This is a genomic window from Stutzerimonas sp. LR2 (assembly GCF_055755175.1).
In genome coordinates this window covers 422,690-443,160 of the sequence record NZ_JBVTRR010000002.1, presented here as the reverse complement: position 1 = coordinate 443,160, position 20,471 = coordinate 422,690, and the positions used below count along the sequence as shown (strand labels likewise).

Sequence of the window (20,471 nt, the reverse complement as noted above, 5' to 3'; positions counted from 1 at the left end):
AGCGTGCCATGGCGCCGGCAGCCAATCGTGTTCGAGCGCAACGCTGATCCGCCCGCCGGTCAGCAGCTGCGCTATCAGCCAACCGACGCCAAGGCGCGACGGCGAGGCCCTCGGCTGTGGTCCCGATACCGCAGCCAACTTTCGACAAGGAGAAAGGACTCATGAAGAACTGGTTCGCCGATATCAGCATGACCAGGAAACTGACGATCGGCTTTGGCGCGGTGCTGCTGCTGACGATCGCACTGGCGATCTCCGGCTGGCTCAGCCTGAGCGGCGTCATCCATCGCAGCGAACTGATGGAACGGATCGCCGCGCTGAACGAAGCGCTGGACGAACTCAGGGTGGCCCGCCTCCAATACATGCTGGACAACGGCGACGCGAAGTCAGCCGAGGCGGTAACCGAGGCCCTCGACCACTTTGCGGCGCAGCACCGGGACATCGCGCCGGCCTTTCGTGATCCGCAAAACCGGATGCTGTTACAAAAGCAGGGCGAACAGATACAGCGCTATCGCGCCACGCTGAGCAGAATGCGTGAAGCCTATGCCGCCGGTAATGCCGCCAGGGCGGATATGGGCAAGCAGGCCGCTCTCGCCAGCGAGCCGATCGCGGCGATGGGCAAGGCTGTGGCGCAGATGCCGGAGCACGCCGAGAATCGCTACACGGGCATCGAGGCGATTGCGGAGCTGCGCATGAACTGGCAGCTGGTGCGCTACGAGATGCGTGGCTACAACACAACGCCAACGCCGGAAATGGCGGCCAAGGTCGGACAGCAGATCAAGCTGGCCCGACAGTCCGCTGCACGCGTGCAGACAGTGCTTGGCCAGGCGTATTCCGCTCAGGTCGCGGTAACCGAACAGGCGCTGGATGGCTACCTGGCGGCACTCCACGCCGTCGTCGCGCAGACCGAAGCCATCAGCACAGCACGCCAGGACATGGCCAGCCAGGCCGGCGAGATCAGAGGCCTGGCCCGCGCCCTGACCCAGGCGCAGAGCGCAAGCCGCGAGCACGAGGCGGCGCAATCGAAACTCACCCAGGCGCTGGTTACCGCGTTCGCCCTTCTTATCGGTCTACTGGCGGCCTGGCTGATTACCCGCCAGATCACGCATCCCCTCGCCGAAACGCTTGCCGTGGTCAGGAATATCGCCGCCGGTGACCTGACCGACCAGCGGGACATCCGCCGTCAGGATGAGATCGGTGCGCTGCAGCGCGGGGTAATGGGCATGTCGGCGACCTTGCGCGAGCTGATCAGCGGCATCCGCGACAGCGTCACGCAAATGGCCAGCGCCGCCGAGCAGCTGTCGGCAGTCACAGAGCAGACCAGTGTCGGGATGAACGGCCAGCGCGCCGAAACCGACCAGGTTGCAACGGCCATGCAGGAGATGTCCGCTACCGTGCAGGAAGTGGCACGCAACGCCGAGCAGGCATCGCAGGCAGCCAATGCGGCAGACCGCGATGCGCGCGCGGGCGATGCGGTCGTCGGCGAGGCGATCGAACAGATCGAGCGACTCTCCCGGGAAATGCTTCGCTCGGCCGAAGCGATGACCAGCCTGGAAGCGGAAAGCAACCGCATCGGCAGCGTAATGGATGTGATCAAGGCGGTCGCCGAACAGACCAACTTGCTCGCACTCAATGCCGCCATCGAGGCCGCGCGGGCCGGCGAAGCGGGACGCGGCTTCGCGGTCGTCGCCGATGAAGTGCGCAGTCTGGCGCAACGGACGCAGAAATCCACCGAGGAAATCGAGCAATTGGTCGCCGCCCTGCAACACGGCACTCAGCAGGCCGCAGCAGCAATGCAGAGCAGCCACACCCTGACTCAAAGCAGCGTCGAACTCACACGCAGGGCGGGACTGGCACTCAGCGACATCACCAGCAAGGTCTCCGACATCCAGGCAATGAATCAGCAGATCGCAGCGGCCGCCGAGGAACAGGGCGCCGTCGCGGAAGAGATCAGCCGTAACGTTGTGAATGTACGCGACATCTCCGAGCAGACCGCAACGGCCAGCGATGAAACCGCGGCGTCCAGTATCGAGCTGGCACGCCTGGGTAACGAACTGCAGATGCTGGTCAGCCGCTTTCGCGTCTGACGCCGGACCACGATGCGCACTCACGTCGGAGCGGCGCTTGACCCTGTAGTTGCTACAGGGTTTAGCGTAATGCCATCGACATTCCGAGGCGACGTACATGGCAGGAAATTGCTGCAACAGTGGTTGCGCCAGCGCAGCGGTGCGCGGGCGCTATCGGCGGATTCTCTGGATCGCGCTGCTGATCAACCTGGCGATGTTCGCGGTGGAGATCGGCGCCGGCGTGCGGGCCGGTTCGGTCTCGCTGCTGGCCGACTCGCTGGACTTCTTCGGCGATGCGGCCAACTACGGTGTCAGCCTGTTCGTGCTGGGCATGGGCGTGGTCATGCGGGCCAGGGCGTCGCTGGCCAAGGCACTGACCATGGGTCTGTTCGGCCTGTTCATCCTGGTAGTCGCGATCGACAACTTCATCGATGCCAGCGTGCCCCAGGCCACGACGATGGGCATCGTCGGCACCATCGCACTGCTGGCGAACGTCGCCGTGGCGCTCATGCTCTATGCCTACCGTGAAGGCGACAGCAACATGCGCAGTGTCTGGCTGTGCAGCCGCAACGATGCGCTGGGCAATATCGCCGTGATGCTGGCGGCGCTGGGTGTGTTCGGCACTGGGGCGGGCTGGCCGGACCTGATCGTGGCCAGCATCATGGCGCTGCTGTCGATCAGCGCAGCCGTGCAGATCACCCGCCACGCCCTCGACGAGCTGCGCACCGAGCGAATGGCCGTCAGGCAAATGGAGCGAGGCGCCTGACGCAGGCTTCGCGTTCTCTACCGATCGCAGCCCGACCGGCTGCGCTCGTGGAGGAAGGCCACCGGAGCCGAGCCATCGGCGTTCAGCTGGAGGATTTCCCGCGGCCTGCCCTGCTCATCCAGCACCAGCAGGCCGATGCCCGAGCCGTTCCACAGACGCTCGCCCGCCTGGCTGCGGTCCGGCACACGCGGCACGACTTCCAGGCGCCGCCGCTTGGTCAGCCAGTTCAGCGGCGACCAGGGCGCATACAGCCAGCGGTTGAGGCGATCGAACCAGTCCAGCAGGCGTCGTGGAAACTCGTTCTTCACCCCGCTGCTGGTGATCTGCCAGACCCTCGGCCCGCTGTCGCGGGCGCGGATGTGCACTTCGTAGACGAAGGAGTAATGCACGTCACCGGAGAGGATCACGTAGTTACCCGGCGTGCGCGAATGACGGAAGATGTTCATCATCACGTGCGCGGCACCACGGTGGGCCATCCAGTTTTCCGCATCCACCAGCAAGGGCTGGCCGGCCCAGCTGAACACCCGCTGCACCGCCTCGATCAGCTTGACGCCGAACATCGGCGCCGGCGAGACGATCAGCACCGAGGGCTTGTCGAGGATGTTCTGCTGCAGTTCGCTCAGCGCCTCCCAATCCATCAGGCCGGAAGGGCGACTCAGATTGCGCTCGCTGCGCCAGCGCCGGGTGCGGGTGTCGAGCACCACCAGCGGCGGTTCGCTTGGCAATTCGTAGCCCCAGCCGTCCAGACGCAGCAGCGTCTCGATGAGACGGTCCTGTTCGGCGCAATCGAGCCAGCCATCCCGAGCCGCCTCCAGCAGCTGCTGCACCTGCGCCAGCAGCGCGCCGAAACGCTCGGGCTGATTGCCCCAGGCCTGGCAGAGCAGATAGGCGATGAGCGCATTGCCGATGATTCGCCGCGACAGCGGGTGGCCGTAGGCGGTCTCCTCCCAGCGAGCCGACAGGTTCCAGTCGTCGGTGATGTCGTGGTCGTCGAAGATCATCAACGACGGCACATGGGCCAGCGCCCGCGCAGCCTGCGGCAAAGTGCGCCGCAACCCCCGCAGACAGTGTTCTTCGCGGCGATAGCGCTCGGCGTGCTTCGCCTCGAGCGCAGGCATCACCGGTTCGATCAGCGACCACGGCGTGGGCGACCACACCAGCAGGTACATGGCCATGACCTCGGCGAGGGTGATCAGGTGGTTCTGTCCGTTGGCGGTGGTGAACACCGGCTTTTCCACACCGCCGAAGAAGCGTTCGCGCAACGCCTCGTTGGACTTGAACGCGGGCAGCAATTGCTCGCGCCGGTAGTAGGTGGCCGGGTGGGCCAGCAGTTCATCGCTGTCGTCCACCACCGCGCCCTGGAGATGCTCGCCGTACAGGCCCAGCCGGCGCATCAGCGCGTGGATGGCAACCAGCATCGGCCCAGCGACATCATCGGCGTAGACCTGGTCGCCGGTCATCAGCAGCACTGCCGGGCGCGCGTCCGGATCGGTCAAGCCGCGGCGCACCAGCTCATCCACGCACAGCAGCCCATCCGCGGCCGCATGGTGCGGTTTGCGACAGGAGCCGTGCAGCACGCGGTCGAGCCGCGACTTGATGACGAAGCTCGGCCGCGTGGCGCCGTCGTGCAGCAGGTGTGGCGCCCAGTCGGCGATGCCCCGCTGCTGCTCGCCCTCGTGGAGCAAAAGGTCGTACTCGATCAGGCAGTCGCCGGGCAGCGCTGCATCGGGCGTGAAACGGATGAGGTGCAGCACCGCATGATGGCCAAGCCGCAGCCGCTGGCAGGCCTCGCCTTCGAGTCGAATGCGCCGCTGCTGGCCGGCCTGGGGGCTTTCAAGGATCAGCGACAGCTCGAGCACGCGTGACGCGATCAGCCAGAAGGTCAGACCGTCAGGCTCGGCTCGACGCAGCAACGGGCCGGCCAGCACGGGCGGCAGATCCTGGTGGGTGGAAATGTCGGTCAAGGGCAACCCTGTCTGTGGCAACAGGCTTCTCTGACAGCACACCGGCCCCGATCGCTCATTGGAAGCAACGAGGGGCTCGACTTGCCGTTCAAGGGGCGCCGAACATGGCCGTCCAGTAGATGGCCGCGTCGCTCTGCGGATCGACCGCATAGGCCGCGCCCAGCTCGGTGTACGCCGGGTTCATCAGGTTGGCGCAGTGCCCCGGGCTGGCCAGCCAGCCTTCCAATACCTTGCGCGCGGTCGGCAGCGCCGCGGCGATGTTCTCACCGACCAGGCTGCCGGCGTAGCCGGCGAGTTCGGCGCGATCGCCCGGCGTACGGCCGTCCTCGCTCAAGTGACTGAAGAAGTTGCGATTGGCCATCGCCCGACTGTGAGCCTCGGCGGTGCTGCCCAGCGTCGCGTTCCAGGCCAGCGGCCGCGCGGCGGCGAAATCCTGGCTACCGCAACGGCGCGCCGAGGCCCGGGCACGATTGATCTGTTCCAGCAGCTTCTGCCCTTCGGCCTGCCAGTCGCCGAGGCGACCATCGAGCAGCGGCCGCGCCACCACGATGCGCCAGTCGCGACCTTCGCGGCTGACGCCGATATCGGTGAACTGAGGATCGAGGATCACCCGGCAGAAGCTTTCGCGCAGCGCCTGCATCGCCGCCTGGGCATCCCGCGGACCGGACAGCGTGATCGCCTGCACCGTGACCATCGGGTAGCCAGCGCGGGACAAGGCATCCTGCAGGTCACCGGCGGCGCCGACCGGCAAGTTCAGCCGCGAATCGGCCGTGAGTGGCGGCAGCTCCTCGCTGGCCTTGCTGCCGCAGCGCTGCACCTCGCCACGGTAGGCATTGATCGACTCGACCAGCCGGGCCTCCTCGGCCGCAGCGGCGCCGGCAACGCAAAGGGTCGCCAGCAGCAGGACGGATGACAGAACACGCATGACAATTCTCCAGCAATTCCCTGACGGAACGACGCGCACCCGGCGCGGAAACTGGCGCCATGGTGCGCGACACCGCCGCGCTTGTCATCACCGCAGCGGCACAAGGCCACCGGCTGGGCGCCGCTGGCGGCCTTGGCTATGATCAGGCGCCATGAACAGCCAACCGCCGATTCGCCAATCCTGCCCACCCGGCACCTGCACCTGTCGGCGGGACGAGCTGCTGGAAGCACCGGGCGCCGACGTGCGCATCCTGCTGCTCACCCGCCACGAGGAAAACCGCCTGCTCGAGCGTCTGGCCAACGTGCAGAGTCTGGAGGAACTGGAACGGCTGCAGCAGCGCATGTTCGAACAGCTGGGCATTCGCATGACGATCGCCCCCGGCCACAACGAAGTGCGCAGCATGCGCGGCATCGCCATCGAGTTCGCCGAGCAACCCGGCCTCTGCCGCAAGACCCGCCCCGCCATTGCCGCCGCCGTTCGCCGCGGTCTGGCGCAGCGCCCGGAAATCGCCTGGCGCCTGCTCGATGCGCACGATTTGCTGGGTGGGTTATGAGCAACCTGCGCCCCGTCGCAATCGACCTGCGTTCGCTGCCATGGGCGGTTTCATAGCCGAGCCCGCCCCCTTCGAAAAAAATCCGTTCCTGCCGCTTGACCCTCACGCAGCGGCAGCCCCGACGATCCCTGCCGTGCGAAACGAAAAGGAGACATCAATGTTGCTCAAGGTAGGCGAACTGGCCAAGCGCTCCGGCGTGACCGTCCGGACGCTGCATCACTACGACAACCTTGATCTGCTCAAACCGTCCGCACGCTCCGATGCCGGTTATCGGCTCTACGACCGCAAGGACATCGAGCGCCTGCATCACATCCAGGCACTGCGTGGCCTTGGCCTGTCGCTGACCGACATCGGAGCCCTGTTGAACCAGCGCGCGGTTTCCCTGCCTGGACTGATCGACCAGCAATTGCTGCAGCTCGATCGCCAGTTGCAGAGCATCCAGCGCCTGCTCAGCCGATTGCACAGGCTGCGCGAGCGCTACGTTCTGCGCGAGGAACCCGCGTTGACCGACCTACTGGATACCCTGGGATCGATGATCATGTACGAAAAGCACTTTTCCGCCGACGAACTGGCCAGGCTGGCCTTCACCGAACGACTCGACCAAGGCACCAGTGCCTGGCCCGCCCTGGCTGAGCAGGCCAAGGCACTGATGGAGGCCGGCGTACCGCCGCAGGCTAAGCAGGCACAGCGGCTGGCGCGGGACTGGATGATCCAGCTCGAGCGCGACACCGCGCAGGACCCAGCCCTGCTGACCAGGCTCGACACCATGCACGCAGCCGAGCCAGGGCTGCAGCAGCGAACCGGCGTCAGCCAGGCCATACGCGACTATGTGCTGGCGGCGTTCGCCGAGCACCGCCTGGCGATCTACCGCCGCCACCTGACGGACGACGAGTTCGCCCGCATGCGCACGCATTACGCCGCAAGCCTGCGCCAATGGCCGGAACTGCTCGCGCAACTTCAGCGCTGCCGTAGCGAGCGTCTCCCGCCGGAGCACGAGCGGGTGACCGCACTGGCCCGCCGCTGGGGTGAGTTGTTCAGCGCCTACGCCGGCCCGAACGCCGACACCCAGCGCCGAATCCAGCAGGCCGAGCAGCAGGAACCGGAGTTGCAGGCCGGTACCTGGATAGCGCCCGAGCTGATCGACTACCTGCGGCAGGCCATGACGGCCCTGATGCAGCACGCCCGCAGCTAGGCAGACCGCCGGCGATGAGCCTGCGTGCCGGCCACGCAGGCTCCCGGCTCGGCGGCAACAGATCGTCGCCAACGGAGGCGTTGCGCATGGACGCTGCGCGGCAAGTCTTTACAATGCACGACCTCGAAACACAGCCGGTCCGTGCCCATGTCCCTTCCCAAGCACCATCTCGAACTGCTCGCCCCTGCCCGTGACGCCATCATCGCCCGCGAGGCCATCCTGCATGGCGCCGATGCGGTGTACATCGGCGGCCCCAGCTTTGGTGCCCGGCACAACGCCGAGAACAGCGTGGCCGACATCGCCGAGCTGGTGAGATTTGCCCATCTGTTCCACGCGCGGGTGTTCGTCACGCTGAACACCATCCTGCACGACGACGAACTGGAAGCAGCGCGCGCGCTGATCCAGCAGCTGTACGAGATCGGCGTTGACGCGCTGATCGTGCAGGACATGGGCATCATGGAGCTGGATATTCCGCCCATCGAGATCCATGCCAGCACCCAGACCGATATCCGCACGCTGGAACGGGCCAAGTTCCTCGACAAGGCCGGTTTCTCGCAGCTGGTCCTCGCCCGCGAGCTGAACCTGCAGGAAATCCGCGCGATCTACGACGAAGTGGATTCGACCCTGGAATTCTTCATCCACGGCGCGCTGTGCGTGGCGTTTTCCGGGCAGTGCAATATCAGCCACGCGCAGACCGGGCGCAGCGCCAATCGCGGCGACTGCTCGCAGGCCTGCCGCCTGCCCTACACGCTGAAGGACGATCAAGGCCGCGTGGTGGCCTTCGAAAAGCACCTGCTGTCGATGAAGGACAACAACCAGAGCGCCAACCTGAGCGCGCTGGTGGATGCCGGCGTGCGTTCGTTCAAGATCGAGGGGCGCTACAAGGATGTGAGCTATGTGAAGAACATCACCGCTTACTACCGCCAGCGCCTGGACGGCATTCTTGCCGAGCGCCCGGACCTGGCCCGCGCCTCCAGCGGCCGCACCGATCACTTTTTCGTCCCGGACCCGGACAAGACGTTCCACCGCGGCAGCACCGACTACTTCGTCACCGACCGCAAGATCGACATCGGCGCCTTCGACTCGCCGACCTTCACCGGCCTCGCCGTGGGTGAAGTGCTCAAGGTCGGCAAGCATGACCTGACCGTGCAGACCCGCGAGCCGCTCTCAAACGGCGACGGCCTTAACGCGCTGATCAAGCGCGAGGTGGTGGGTTTCCGTGCCAGCGTGGTCGAGCCGCTGAAGCAGTTCGAGGAGGACGGTCAGCCGTTCTGGCAGTACCGCGTCGAACCCAACGAAATGCCCGCCGCGATGCGCCAGGTGCGCCCGAACCACCCGCTCAACCGCAACCTGGACCACAACTGGCAGAACGCGCTGCTCAAGACCTCCGCCGAGCGCCGCATCGGTGTGCGGTGGCTGGCAAAATTGCGCGCCGATGAGCTGGAGCTGCATGTCACCAGCGAGGAAGGCGCCTATGCCACGGCCACACTGCCCGGCCCCTTCGGCGAAGCGAAGAAGCCCGAGCAGGTGCCCGGCCAGATCTCCGACCTGCTGAGCCAGCTGGGCACCACCATCTATCACGCCGAAGAGGTCGAGGTGGATGCGCCGCAGGCGTTCTTCATCCCCAATTCGCAACTCAAGGCGCTGCGCCGCGAAGCCATCGAGGCACTCACCGAAGCGCGCGAAGCCATCCGCCCGCGCGGCGGGCGCAAGCCGGTCAGCGTGCCGCCGCCGGTCTATCCAGAATCGCACCTGTCGTTTCTCTACAACGTCTACAACGAGAAGGCCCGGACCTTCTATCACCGTTACGGCGTGCAGCTGATCGACGCGGCGTACGAGGCCCACGAGGAGACCGGTGAAGTGCCGGTGATGATCACCAAGCACTGCCTGCGCTTCTCCTTCAATCTGTGCCCGAAGCAGGCCAAGGGCGTCACCGGCGTGCGCACGAAGGTCGCGCCGATGCAGCTGGTGCACGGTGACGAGGTGCTGACGCTGAAGTTCGACTGCAAACCCTGCGAGATGCACGTGATCGGCAAGATGAAGGGCCACATCCTCGACCTGCCGCAGCCGGGTAGCGCCGCCAGCGTGGTCGGGCACATCACGCCGGACGACTTGCTCAAGACCATTCGCCACAAGCCGGCGTAACCCGCTGGCCGGCGGCACAGGCGTTCGTCATGGACGCCTGTGCCGCTGATCGAATCTCGGCGCGAGAAGCTACGCAGAGGCGATGCGACGCCGTATGAGCGTCACGTCCTGAAACGCAGAGCCATATGGTTGAGGTCGGTGGCCAGTCTGGCCAGTTCATCGCTGGCGGCCGCAGTCTGATCGGCGCCAGCCGCCGACTGAATGGAGAGGTCCCGTATGGCCATCAGGCTGCGGTCCACTTCCCGAGCGACTTGTGCCTGCTGTTCGGCGGCTGTCGCGATCATGACGGTGCGCTCGTTGATGATCGCTACCGAGGCGGCAATGTTATCCAGCATGGCCCCTGCCTCACGAGCCACACCCAAGGTTCTGCCAGCCTCTTCCGTGCTCAGGGCAGTAGCCTTGACCACGCTATCGGTACCGGCCTGGATCGCCGCAATCATCAGTTCGATTTCCTGAGTCGATTGCCCCGTACGGTGAGCGAGCGCCCGAACCTCATCGGCGACCACGGCGAAGCCACGCCCCTGGTCTCCGGCACGTGCTGCTTCGATAGCGGCATTCAGGGCAAGCAGGTTGGTCTGCTCGGCGATGTTGCGTATCACATCGAGCACCTTGCTGATATCCCGTGCCTGTCCAGCAAGGCCCTCGACATGCCCGCCGGTGTCACTGATGCGCGCCGATAGGCTATCGATCGCCTTGACCGTATCGTTGACGTGATGGCGGCCCGCCTCGGCAGCAGCCGTCGAGTCGCGCACGCTGTCAGATGTCGAGGCCGCATTGCTCGCTACCTCTTCAATGGCAGCCGTCATCTCGTTGACAGCTGTCGCGGCCAGCTCAACCTGCTCATTCTGCCGCTGCAGGCCGCGTTTGCCTTCGTGTGCAACGCTGGTCATCTCTTCCGTTGCCGTCGCCAGCTGGGTCGAGGAATCGCCTATGTGCTTAAGCGTCGCGCGCAACGTCGCCTGCATCGTGGCCAGGGCGGCCAGCAGGCGGGCAGGCTCGTCGGTGCCTTCCAACTCGATTGGCTGGCTCAGGTCAGCCCCGGCGATGCTTTCAGCCACCTGCACAGCTTGTCCCAGTGGCTTGGTGATGCTGCGCGTGAAGCCGATCGCCAAGCCCGACGTGGCCAGGATCGCGAAACCCATTACACCGAGCAGGACCCACAGACTGCGGGTATAAACCAAGCCAGCCGATACACTCGATGCCTTGGCCCCTTCGTCGTTGTAAGCCGTCAACGCTGCGAGTACCTGATTGATATCCGTACCCTGCTGTCGCATGTCGCCGTTGAACAACGCGACGGCAGCGGCCACGTCGCCACTTTCTAGCGACGCCAGCAGGCGATCGAGCGACTGGCCGTAGCGATCGACCGCACCCTGAACGCTCCGCACGAGCTGCCGTTCATGCTCGTCGATGACCGGTGAGCCCAGATACGCTCCCAATTGCTCTTCGATGTGCGACCGGCGCCGACCAATCTCACTGCTTGCCGAGGATGCCGAGCCATCGTCGGACGGAATGAGGGAACGCGCTACTGTCAGACGCAGCTCCAGCACATCTCCCCGAAGCCGGCCAGTGTCTCGAACGCCGGCTAGCCAGTTGGTTTCGATGACCTGCTCCGTTTCCCGCAGCGCCTGGACCTGAAACAGCGAAAAACATCCGACAAACAGCAACATCAACGCGATGACCGAGAAGCTGGCAGCAGCTCGGGTGGATACGTTCATTGAGCGGAACATGGGGCACCGTGAGGGGGAGGCATCGAAGCCGGGCTGCTTCGAAGTGATACAGAGTGTTTCACCGGTCCAATAGCTGTACAAGATCCGTCCATCGATATCACGACGACATCAGACCAAAGAAGTAGAACCCCCTTCGCACCGTCTGCGAGGGCCGATGCTCCGATCGCCCTTAGTAAATATGGAACCATCGTGCGGGTCGCAGCGCCCAACAGCCAGTAGGTATGCACCGCGCCACCCGTGGTCCAGAGGCCAACGGAGAGCAACCTCAACTCGTGCACTCGACAAGATAGGTGAAGCCATGACCCAGATACTGATTGCCGCGTTTGACCGCTATGCCCAGGCGGAGCAAGTCAAAGCCGAACTCGTGACCGAGGGTGTCTCCCATGACGACATCCAGCTGTCGATGTCCATGAACCCGTCGAACGTCGATGGCAGTCGCGTAGAGGTCGTTGGCGAGGAGCCGGCCTCGGACGCCACGGCGGCCGAACATATCGGCAACTTCTTCCGCAAGGTCTTCGGCGATGGTGCCGCCGCTCATGCCGGACGTTATCCCGAGGCGGCCCGACGCGGATCGACCATCGTGACCGTATCGCTTCAGAACGAAGAGCGGGTGCCGATCGTCGAGCAGATCATGGAGCGCAACGGCGCCATCGACATCGACGAACGCAGCGCAAGCTGGAATGACGATGCCACGCCCGTCACCGCCAGCACGGAGACACTGACAACCGGCTACCCTGACGCCACCTCCATCAGCGTCGACGAGCGAGAGCTGAACGGTACCGCGACGCCGGAGCGCGGCCAGCACTCCGGCAGTATCCCCGGCCGAGCCGAGAATGAAAAAGCCGCCCGACGCGACAACACTGCTGGGCGCGTGCGCATCATTCCGCGCTGATCGTCAGCTCTGCAGCAGCGACTGCAGCGTCAACGCGTCGGTCACTGCGGCGCCGCTGGCAGTGTTGTCGAAGATGCACCAGCAGGGTGTATCGCTGTAGTCACGCAATTGCTCGGCCAGGCACTTCAGCCATTGGCAGGAATACGCCGAGTAATAGATCCGCGGGGATCCATGCAGGCGGTAGTAGCGCAGGCCCGGCCAGCCACCCGGTTCACCGCCACCCGGGAGGGGCGACGGGTCCGCGGCGGCGCGGGCGATACGCCAGTGCCGGAGCTGGGCGTCGGCCTTAAGCCAGCTGGCATGTCGTGGTTCCAGCGCCAGGTCGCCTCCGTAGCGCTCGCGCAGTTCTGCGAAGAACGCCTCAGCCAGCGTGTCCTCATAGGGCAGCGATGGGGGCAACTGCAGCAGCAGGCAGCCGAGCCCGGCACCCAGCTCGGAAACTTCGCCGAGAAAGCGCTCCAGTTCCTGCGTGCAATCTCGCAGGCGCTTTTCATGGCTGATCTGCCGCGGCAGCTTCACGCAGAAGCTGAACCCCTCCGGCACGCTGGCGGCCCACTTGCGGTAGGTCGCAGGGCGATGCGGGCGATAAAAGGAAGAATTGATTTCCGTCGCGTGAAGCACCTGTGCATAACGCTCGAGATGAGTCCCCTGCGCGGGGAAGACTCGCCCGGCGTCGCGCGGCAGGCTCCAGCCGGCACAGCCGAGGCGAATGTGTGAGCTCTTCGTCATCGCGACCTCTTCTTCTCCGATATCCACGCGACACCGAGCCGGTGCTTTAGACTTGCGCGCTTTTCGCAGTTCACGACTCACGGTCAATCCATGAAGCAGCGCCCCGTCACCCCCTTTCAGATCCTGATTCTGGTCCTGTCTGTCTATGTGATCGGCGCACTGGTAGCCGACCTGGTATTCGACCTGCCTGACGATGTTTCGACGTTGCTCGGTTATCTGGACAACGTCGTCTGCTTCTTTTTCTTCCTCGATTTCTGGATGCGCCTGCAACAGGCGGAAGACAAGCTGCGCTTCATGCGCTGGGGCTGGATCGATCTGCTGGCCAGTGTGCCGGCCGGCGGATTGCAGGCAGCCAAGCTGTTCCGCGCCTTCCAGGTGCTGCGGGTGCTACGGGCGATCAAGTCGCTGCGGCTGATCTGGCGAATCCTGTTCCGCAATCGCGCCGAGGGCATCGTCGCTTCTGCCGCCACCGCGACCATGGTGCTGGTGGCATTCGGCGCGCTGACCATGCTGCTGGTCGAGGCACCCAACCCGCAGAGTTCGATCAACACTCCCGAAGAAGCATTGTGGTGAGCGTTTGTTACCGTCACCACGGTCGGCTACGGCGATTTCTACCCAGTCACGACCGAAGGTCGCATCGTTGCTGTGCTGCTGATGGTGTCAGGCGTAGGTCTTTTCGGCAGCTTCGCGGCGTATATCGGTTCGCTGTTCGTTGCCGACAGAAGCGAGGAAGGCAACCGCGAGCAATTGGCCAATCGTGAAGCCATGCAGCGGCTGCTGCTGCAGGTGGAGTGTCTCACCGAGGAAGTGCGCAGCCTGAAGCTGCAGCTGAGTGACAAGCGCCGTGAAGATCGCGATACGGTGGAGCGAGGGGAGTTGAACTGAGAGCCCTTGCGCCATGAAGGCACAAGGGCTGCCGAGCTGATCAATTAGCGAAGTAGGCCTGCGCGCGGGCTACTTCTGCCGGCGTCGGCTTGTACACGGTCCACTGGTCGGCTTCGTTCTTCTTGTAGCGGACTTCGCCCTTCTCCACATCGAACTCGTAGAACGGGTAGACCTCGCGCAGGTTGTAGAACGCGGCGGGTGCGAAGAAGAGGATGTCGGCGACCAGATAGCCGCTGTTGAACTTCAGCGGGATCAGACCGTACATGGGCTCCATGCCGGGCTTCTCGGCGCGGAAACGGTACTGGCCGAAGCTAGTGGCCTTGTAGGTCTTGCTGACCGGGTTCTTCAGCACCAGCGGAGCGTCCTGGTTGATCTTGATGGCCAGATCAGGATCGGTGGAGCGGAGCGAAGTGGTGGCGGTACAGGCAGAAAGCAGTGCGGCAGTAACGGCTACGGCCAGAACGTGTTTGGCATTCATCGAGTTAGTCCCTTGTTTGTCTGTCGTGCAGTGACAGCTCTCGTCCAGTCCGGCACAGCCGGGCTGTCGGCCATCCATTGCGGCGCGCACTATAGGGCACCGCAAGCATAATGGCCAACCGCCATAGCGACGGACGGCTCGCTTTCTTGATCGTGGTCACGTCAGCCCAACGCCGCCCGGAAACCTTTACCGCGCGGCCTATAATCGCCGGCCGGTCGAGCAAATGGCCGCCGCACGAGTCGTAACAGAACACTGATCAGCAAAGGCGTCGATCATGGCAAAGGCCGGAGGCAAGCAGTTCAAATCCATCAGGCTCGAGCGCCTGGCGCGGTTCATCGAGTGGGCAATGGCGCGTTATCCGGATTTCGTCGCGAAGAAGCACCACCAGGAAAAGTGGTTTGCTCCCTATATCGGCTACCCGATGCCGGGGCTCGGCCGGGCGGCAAAAGCGTTCTGGCTGGGGCTGCAAGGCCCGGCAGTGGACCAGTTGATGGCCGAGCCCGCGACGGATGAACTGCTCGAGCGGATCGTCAGCCGCGACCTCGGCGAGATCCCCTGCAACATCGATGTGTACGGCAGCCCGAAGACGTTCACCCTGGGTTCGCCCGCCCACCTGCTGGAACCGGAATGGGCACTGCGCCTGGCCGACAGCCCGCAGCGTGACGACTTCCCAGGCAATCTCCAGGCGGCCGTCCAGCAGTACGTACGCGGTCGTCTGCAGTTGCTCGAGCAGCCCTTCGCCGAGATGGACGAAGAGGACCGCCAGCGCTGCCTCGCGCGGATCCGGCCGGAGCTGTCGCGACTCGACGAGTTCCTGCAGCACGCGGTCGCCGCGGTCAACGAGATCCGCAACGACCTGCGCTATCTGGTGACGCTGCACCATGGCCCGCTCGAGCTGGAACTGCAGCGGCGCATTCCCGCCGACCAGGACCACCTGCTCAGCGCTGCCGAAGTCGAGGCCTGGCAACGTCAGGACCGGGCCGACCTGCAGGCCAGCTTCGAACGCATGCTCGAACTCGCCGACGGCTTCGACCTGCAGCAGCTCGGCCACAAGCGCCTCACCGAACTCATCGCGCTCGAACCCGGACGCATGCGCAAGGCAATTCGCGCCGCGCGCCGCGAGCATGAGGAGCGCATGGCCTTCGCCGTGCTGCTGGAAAACAACCCGCGCTTCGTCCATTACCACAAGCTCTATCCGGCGCGCCGGCTGACGCGACGCTGGATCGCCCTGCTCGGCCCGACCAACAGCGGCAAGACGCACCGCTCCATCGAGGCGATGGCCGCCGCCGAGCACGCCATCTACCTCTCGCCGCTACGTCTGATGGCACTGGAGAATCAGGAGCGCATCGAATCGATGGGCGTGCCCTGTTCGCTGGTCACCGGCGAGGAGGAAATCATTCGCGAAGGCGCCACGCACTTCTGCTGCACCGTGGAGGAATTTGCCCGCTTCCGGCACCAGCACTGGGACGTGGTGGTGGTCGACGAGGTGCAGATGATGGCCGACCCGCAACGCGGCTGGGCCTGGGTCGATGCGCTGGTCAGCGCGCATACGCCGAAGCTGATGATGACCGGCCCGGCGCTGATCGAGCCGTCGCTGCGCACGCTCTGCGAACTCTGCGAGGACCAGCTGCAAGTGCAGCGCACCAAGCGCCTGTCGCCAGTGGAGGTGGCCAAGCACGCCACCACGCTGGAGCGCCTGGAGCCCGGCTCGCTGCTGGTGGCGTTCAGCCGCAAGCTGGTGCTGGAACTCAAGGGCATGCTCGAAAGCGCCGGTAAGAGCGTCTCGGTGGTCTACGGCGCGCTTTCGCCGGAGGTGCGCCGCGAGCAGGCCCGCCGCTTCCGCGAAGGCGAGGCGGACATCATGGTCGCCACCGACGCGGTGGGCATGGGCCTCAACCTGCCGGCGCACACACTGTGCTTCTACACCGACGAGAAATTCGACGGCATCCAGAATCGCCAGCTCAAGGTGCAGGAGGTCAAGCAGATCGGTGGCCGCGCGGGCCGTTTCGGCCACCACGACAGCGGCGAAATCACCGCGCTGGACCCGCAGACGCTCAAGTCCATCCGCCGCCTGTTCAACAGTCCGGACGCGCCGGTGGACCTCAGCCAGTTCCAGGTGCGCCCATCCATCGATCACCTGTCCGCCATCTCCGAGCTGATGGGCGAGCCGAGCCTGCTGCGGTCCTGGCTGACCTTCAACCGCAACATCAATTACGGCGAAGCGTTCGTCTCGGTGCTGCCGGACGAACTGGCCGAGTGGATCGAGCTGATCGACGATCCGAAAATCCCACTCTGGTTGCGCTGGACGTTCGCTTGCACGCCGATCCGCGGCGGTTTCGACAGTCCGGCCAGCCAGCATGCACAGCGCTGGATCAAGCGCGTCGCCGAAGGCCACGCCATCCCCATGCCGCGCCTGCTGCTCGGCGCCGACCTGGCCAGTCTGGAAAGCACGCTGCACGTGGTGGAAACCTACCTGCACCTGGCCCGCAGCCTCCCCGAGCATTTTCCCGAACACGACGATGGCGAGGAGGCCCGCAAGCTGCTCAACGATGCCATCACCCGCGAGCTGTCGCGCCAGCGCAAGCCACGGGCGGGGAAGCGCGGTGGCGGGCGCAAGGCAGGCCGGCGGCGCTGAGTTTCGCTTGCCGACACGCGAGATAGGCCCGCGCGCGTCGCTATAATCGCCGCTTTGCCGCCAAGCGCGAGCCCCGCATGCCGATCAACTATGCCCGTCGCCTGACCGATCGCCGACGCTCCACCCGCAGCAACCGCCAGCTCGGACTCTGCCTGGCCTTCGTCGCCGGCGCGGCGAACGCCGGAGGCTTTCTGGCCGTGCAGCAATACACCTCGCACATGACCGGCATCGTCTCGGCGATGGCCGACAACCTCGCCCTCGGCGCCACCGATCTGGCGCTGGCTGGCTTCGGCGCACTGCTCTCGTTCGTCCTGGGCGCCATGTGCTCGACGCTGATGATCAACTTTTCGCGACGGCGCCGACTGCACAGCCAGTACGCCCTGCCGCTGGCGCTGGAAGCCGGGCTGTTGCTGCTGTTCGGTATCCTCGGCGCGCAGCTGATGTCGGTTCCGGGCTTCTTCGTGCCGCTGACGGTGGTGCTGCTGTGCTTCATCATGGGCCTGCAGAACGCGATCATCACCAAGCTTTCCAACGCCGAGGTGCGCACCACGCACATCACCGGAATGGTGACCGACATCGGCATCGAGCTGGGGCGGTTGATCTATTTCAACCGCAATCGCGATGGTGAACTGCCGCCGGTGCGGGCCAATCGCGAACGTCTGCGCATCAATGCGTTGCTGGTCGGCAGCTTCTTTATCGGCGGCCTGAGCGGCGCACTGGGCTTCAAGCACTTCGGCTTTCTCTCCACCGTACCGCTGGCCGCTCTGCTGCTGACTCTGGCGCTGGTGCCGATGGCCGACGACTTGCGGCTAGGCTGGCGCCTCTGGCGTCGGCGGCGCTGAATCACCGCCCCAGCGAATCGGCGCTGACCACAGCAGCACCCGTTGGTTCCGTGGCCAGCCTGAAAAATGTTCGATTTTTTACTTTGACAGCGGCTTTCTTTGCCTCTAAGTTTTCGTTTCCGAACAATTCCGAACCCACGCAGTGCTCGGAATAAAACAAAAACAAACGAACGAGGCTCCGCGCATGAGTACGCCCATCGTCCCGACGCTCAAGGGACAATGCATCGCCGAATTTCTCGGCACTGCCCTTCTCATCTTCTTCGGTACCGGCTGCGTCGCAGCGCTCAAGCTCGGCGGCGCCGACCTGGGGCTGTGGGAAATTAGCATCATCTGGGGTATCGGCGTTTCGATGGCGGTGTACCTTGCCGCTGGCGTTTCCGGTGCCCATCTGAACCCGGCCGTCACCATCGCACTATGGCTGTTCGGCACCTTCGAGCGGCACCGGGTGCCGGCCTACATCCTGGCGCAGGTGGCCGGCGCCTTCTGTTCCGCGGCATTGGTCTACGGGTTGTACAGCAGCCTGTTTTTCGATTTCGAACAGGCCCAGCAGATGGTTCGCGGCAGCGTCGAGAGTCTCGAGCTCGCGTCGATCTTCTCTACTTATCCGCACGCCTCGTTGTCGTTCGGTCAGGCGTTCCTTGTGGAAGTGGTGATTACGGCCATTCTGCTGGCGATGATCATGGCCATCACCGATGACGGCAATGGCCTGCCCAGCGGCCCGCTCGCCCCTTTGCTGATCGGCCTGCTGATCGCCGTGATCGGTGGTGCGATGGGACCGCTGACCGGCTTTGCGATGAATCCGGCGCGGGATTTCGGGCCTAAGCTGATGACCTTCCTGGCCGGTTGGGGTGACGTGGCCTTCACCGGTGGGCGAGACATCCCGTATTTCCTGGTTCCGATCTTCGCCCCGATTCTCGGTGCCTGCCTCGGCGCTGCAGGTTACAAGGCACTCATCTGCCGGCACCTGCCAGGGGTTGGCTCGGCCGCCTGTGATGCACCCAAACCCAAGGAAAAGGCCACTGCCGAAATGGGCTCCGCGCAGCCCGATGTCAGCAAAGTTCGCTAAGGAAACGTCGCCATGAGCAACCAGAACAAGCAATTCATCGTCGCCCTCGACCAGGGCACCACCAGTTCCCGCGCCATCGTGCTGGACCGCAACGCCAACGTGGTGACCATCGCCCAGCGCGAGTTCGCGCAGATCTACCCGCAACCGAGCTGGGTCGAGCATGACCCCATGGAAATCTGGGCGACCCAGAGCGGCGTGTTCGTCGAAGCCCTGGCCCAGGCCGGCATCACCAACGAGCAGGTGGCCGCCATCGGCATCACCAACCAGCGCGAGACCGCCATCGTCTGGGACAAGATAACCGGCCGTCCGATCTACAACGCCATCGTCTGGCAGAGCCGCCAGAGCACGCCGATCTGCGACCAGCTCAAGCGCGACGGCATGGAAGACCACATCCGCAAGACCACCGGTCTGGTGATCGACCCCTACTTCTCCGGCACCAAGATCAAGTGGATTCTCGATCACGTCGAAGGCAGCCGCGAGCGCGCTCGCCGTGGCGAGCTGCTGTTCGGCACCGTCGACTGCTGGCTGATCTGGAAGATGACCCAGGGCAAGGCCCACGTCACCGACTACACCAACGCGTCGCGCACGCTGCTGTTCGATATCCACAAGCTGGACTGGGACCCGGTGATGCTCGAAGCGCTGGACATTCCCCGCGAGATGCTGCCGGAGGTGCGCTCATCCTCGGAAGTTTACGGCCACGCCTATATCGGTTCCGGCCAGAGCACCGGCATTCCCATCGCGGGCATTGCCGGCGATCAGCAGGCCGCGCTGTTCGGCCAGATGTGCGTCGAACCGGGCCAGGCCAAGAATACCTACGGCACCGGCTGCTTCCTGCTGATGAATACCGGGACCAAGGCAGTGCAGTCCGAACATGGTCTGCTGACGACCATCGCCTGCGGGCCGCGGGGCGAAGTGAATTACGCGCTGGAAGGCGCCATCTTCAATGGCGGGTCCACCGTGCAGTGGCTGCGTGACGAACTGAAGGTGCTCAACGAATCGCTGGATTCGGAGTACTTCGCCACCAAGGTGCCGGACAGCAACGGCATCTACCTCGTGCCGGCGTTCACCGGCCTTGGCGCGCCCTACTGGGACCCGCGTGCCCGCGGCGCACTGTTCGGCCTGACCCGCGGGGTCAAGGTCGATCACCTGATCCGTGCTGCGCTGGAATCCATCGCCTACCAGACCCGCGACGTGCTCGACGCCATGCAGCAGGATGCCGGCGAGCGCCTGCGCGCCCTGCGTGTGGATGGCGGCGCCGTGGCCAACAACTTCCTCATGCAGTTCCAGGCCGACCTGCTCGGCACCCAGGTCGAGCGCCCACAGATGAAGGAAACCACCGCCCTTGGTGCGGCCTACCTGGCCGGGCTGGCGACCGGTTTCTGGAGTGACCTCGACGAATTGCGCAGCAAGAGCAGCATCGAGCGCGTGTTCGAACCGGCGTGCGGAAGCGAACAGCGCGAAGCGCTCTATCGCGGCTGGCAGAAGGCGGTCGAGCGCACCCGCAACTGGGCCGAGGACTGAGAAGCCCACCCCGCGCCTGCCCGCGACCGGGTCGCAGGCAGGCGCGGTATTGCGCGAATTCGAACAAAGCGCGCTTTAATCGAACGTC

15 protein-coding genes and 1 pseudogene are annotated in these 20,471 nt (G+C 64.8%); 11 read left to right on the top strand and 5 right to left on the bottom strand.

Features of this window, described 5'->3' with window-relative positions:
- The first annotated feature begins 161 nt into the window (after positions 1-161).
- Positions 162-2,084 carry a methyl-accepting chemotaxis protein gene (locus tag ACVRRC_RS08545; RefSeq protein WP_048328833.1) on the top strand — a complete coding sequence of 641 codons (1,923 nt, stop codon included), beginning with the start codon at positions 162-164 and terminating at the stop codon, positions 2,082-2,084.
- 97 nt (positions 2,085-2,181) lie between these two features.
- Positions 2,182-2,829, top strand: a complete 648-nt coding sequence (locus tag ACVRRC_RS08540; protein ID WP_011912781.1) for a cation efflux transmembrane domain-containing protein — start codon at positions 2,182-2,184, stop codon at positions 2,827-2,829.
- Between the two features lie 17 nt (positions 2,830-2,846).
- Here ACVRRC_RS08540 and ACVRRC_RS08535 read toward each other — a convergent pair whose 3' ends face one another.
- Together ACVRRC_RS08535 and ACVRRC_RS08530 are read right to left on the bottom strand one after the other, a co-directional pair.
- On the bottom strand, positions 2,847-4,757 hold the full coding sequence (locus ACVRRC_RS08535; RefSeq protein WP_472996996.1) for a metallophosphoesterase family protein: 1,911 nt from the start codon (positions 4,755-4,757) through the stop codon (positions 2,847-2,849).
- A gap of 124 nt (positions 4,758-4,881) precedes the next feature.
- Positions 4,882-5,718 carry a CAP domain-containing protein gene (locus ACVRRC_RS08530; protein ID WP_011912779.1) on the bottom strand — a complete coding sequence of 279 codons (837 nt, stop codon included), beginning with the start codon at positions 5,716-5,718 and terminating at the stop codon, positions 4,882-4,884.
- A gap of 151 nt (positions 5,719-5,869) precedes the next feature.
- On the opposite strand from ACVRRC_RS08530, the gene ACVRRC_RS08525 reads away from it, so the two are divergent.
- The 3 genes from ACVRRC_RS08525 to ACVRRC_RS08515 all read left to right on the top strand — a co-directional run bounded on the left by ACVRRC_RS08525 (position 5,870) and on the right by ACVRRC_RS08515 (position 9,608).
- Entirely contained in the window at positions 5,870-6,271 is a 402-nt protein-coding gene (locus ACVRRC_RS08525; RefSeq protein ID WP_013982393.1) for a hypothetical protein, read from the top strand.
- 157 nt (positions 6,272-6,428) lie between these two features.
- Positions 6,429-7,463, top strand: a complete 1,035-nt coding sequence (locus ACVRRC_RS08520; RefSeq protein WP_472996856.1) for a MerR family transcriptional regulator — start codon at positions 6,429-6,431, stop codon at positions 7,461-7,463.
- A gap of 147 nt (positions 7,464-7,610) precedes the next feature.
- The gene (locus tag ACVRRC_RS08515; protein WP_472996854.1) at positions 7,611-9,608 is read left to right on the top strand and encodes a peptidase U32 family protein; all 1,998 of its coding nucleotides are present in this window, start codon (positions 7,611-7,613) and stop codon (positions 9,606-9,608) included.
- Between the two features lie 101 nt (positions 9,609-9,709).
- On the opposite strand, the gene ACVRRC_RS08510 is transcribed toward ACVRRC_RS08515, so the two are convergent.
- Positions 9,710-11,323, bottom strand: a complete 1,614-nt coding sequence (locus ACVRRC_RS08510) for a methyl-accepting chemotaxis protein (protein ID WP_234493196.1) — start codon at positions 11,321-11,323, stop codon at positions 9,710-9,712.
- A 310-nt stretch (positions 11,324-11,633) separates the two neighbouring features.
- Here ACVRRC_RS08510 and ACVRRC_RS08505 point away from each other — a divergent pair, with 310 nt between their 5' ends.
- Positions 11,634-12,227, top strand: a complete 594-nt coding sequence (locus ACVRRC_RS08505) for a hypothetical protein (protein ID WP_170800539.1) — start codon at positions 11,634-11,636, stop codon at positions 12,225-12,227.
- Between the two features lie 3 nt (positions 12,228-12,230).
- Here ACVRRC_RS08505 and ACVRRC_RS08500 read toward each other — a convergent pair whose 3' ends face one another.
- Positions 12,231-12,956, bottom strand: coding sequence for a DUF72 domain-containing protein (locus ACVRRC_RS08500; protein WP_472996853.1), 726 nt, complete (start codon positions 12,954-12,956; stop codon positions 12,231-12,233).
- Positions 12,957-13,046: 90 nt separating this feature from the next.
- Here ACVRRC_RS08500 and ACVRRC_RS08495 point away from each other — a divergent pair.
- Positions 13,047-13,841, top strand: a pseudogene (locus ACVRRC_RS08495) (ion transporter).
- 40 nt (positions 13,842-13,881) lie between these two features.
- Here ACVRRC_RS08495 and ACVRRC_RS08490 read toward each other — a convergent pair.
- A complete protein-coding gene (locus ACVRRC_RS08490) occupies positions 13,882-14,319 on the bottom strand; it encodes a hypothetical protein (protein WP_017245759.1) in 438 nt (145 codons plus the stop codon).
- A gap of 274 nt (positions 14,320-14,593) precedes the next feature.
- Here ACVRRC_RS08490 and ACVRRC_RS08485 point away from each other — a divergent pair, with 274 nt between their 5' ends.
- The 4 genes from ACVRRC_RS08485 to glpK all read left to right on the top strand — a co-directional run bounded on the left by ACVRRC_RS08485 (position 14,594) and on the right by glpK (position 20,383).
- A complete protein-coding gene (locus ACVRRC_RS08485) occupies positions 14,594-16,954 on the top strand; it encodes an SUV3 family DEAD/DEAH box RNA helicase (RefSeq protein ID WP_472996852.1) in 2,361 nt (786 codons plus the stop codon).
- A gap of 77 nt (positions 16,955-17,031) precedes the next feature.
- Positions 17,032-17,796: a YoaK family protein gene (locus ACVRRC_RS08480; protein WP_013982385.1), complete on the top strand. Its 765-nt coding sequence runs from the start codon at positions 17,032-17,034 to the stop codon at positions 17,794-17,796.
- Between the two features lie 184 nt (positions 17,797-17,980).
- Positions 17,981-18,862, top strand: coding sequence for an MIP/aquaporin family protein (locus ACVRRC_RS08475; protein WP_011912766.1), 882 nt, complete (start codon positions 17,981-17,983; stop codon positions 18,860-18,862).
- A gap of 12 nt (positions 18,863-18,874) precedes the next feature.
- On the top strand, positions 18,875-20,383 hold the full coding sequence (gene glpK, locus ACVRRC_RS08470) for a glycerol kinase GlpK (RefSeq protein ID WP_011912765.1): 1,509 nt from the start codon (positions 18,875-18,877) through the stop codon (positions 20,381-20,383).
- Positions 20,384-20,471 lie beyond the last annotated feature (88 nt).

Bases quoted from the DNA above. Each gene is read 5' to 3' on its own strand.
- ACVRRC_RS08540 (WP_011912781.1), top strand. From the start codon at position 2,182: ATGGCAGGAAATTGCTGCAACAGTGGTTGCGCCAGCGCAGCGGTGCGC.
- ACVRRC_RS08475 (WP_011912766.1), top strand. From the start codon at position 17,981: ATGAGTACGCCCATCGTCCCGACGCTCAAGGGACAATGCATCGCCGAA.
- ACVRRC_RS08545 (WP_048328833.1), top strand. From the start codon at position 162: ATGAAGAACTGGTTCGCCGATATCAGCATGACCAGGAAACTGACGATC.
- ACVRRC_RS08505 (WP_170800539.1), top strand. From the start codon at position 11,634: ATGACCCAGATACTGATTGCCGCGTTTGACCGCTATGCCCAGGCGGAG.
- ACVRRC_RS08520 (WP_472996856.1), top strand. From the start codon at position 6,429: ATGTTGCTCAAGGTAGGCGAACTGGCCAAGCGCTCCGGCGTGACCGTC.
- ACVRRC_RS08510 (WP_234493196.1), bottom strand. From the start codon at position 11,323: ATGAACGTATCCACCCGAGCTGCTGCCAGCTTCTCGGTCATCGCGTTG.
- ACVRRC_RS08480 (WP_013982385.1), top strand. From the start codon at position 17,032: ATGCCGATCAACTATGCCCGTCGCCTGACCGATCGCCGACGCTCCACC.
- ACVRRC_RS08485 (WP_472996852.1), top strand. From the start codon at position 14,594: ATGGCAAAGGCCGGAGGCAAGCAGTTCAAATCCATCAGGCTCGAGCGC.
- glpK (WP_011912765.1), top strand. From the start codon at position 18,875: ATGAGCAACCAGAACAAGCAATTCATCGTCGCCCTCGACCAGGGCACC.
- ACVRRC_RS08490 (WP_017245759.1), bottom strand. From the start codon at position 14,319: ATGAATGCCAAACACGTTCTGGCCGTAGCCGTTACTGCCGCACTGCTT.
- ACVRRC_RS08530 (WP_011912779.1), bottom strand. From the start codon at position 5,718: ATGCGTGTTCTGTCATCCGTCCTGCTGCTGGCGACCCTTTGCGTTGCC.
- ACVRRC_RS08525 (WP_013982393.1), top strand. From the start codon at position 5,870: ATGAACAGCCAACCGCCGATTCGCCAATCCTGCCCACCCGGCACCTGC.
- ACVRRC_RS08515 (WP_472996854.1), top strand. From the start codon at position 7,611: ATGTCCCTTCCCAAGCACCATCTCGAACTGCTCGCCCCTGCCCGTGAC.
- ACVRRC_RS08500 (WP_472996853.1), bottom strand. From the start codon at position 12,956: ATGACGAAGAGCTCACACATTCGCCTCGGCTGTGCCGGCTGGAGCCTG.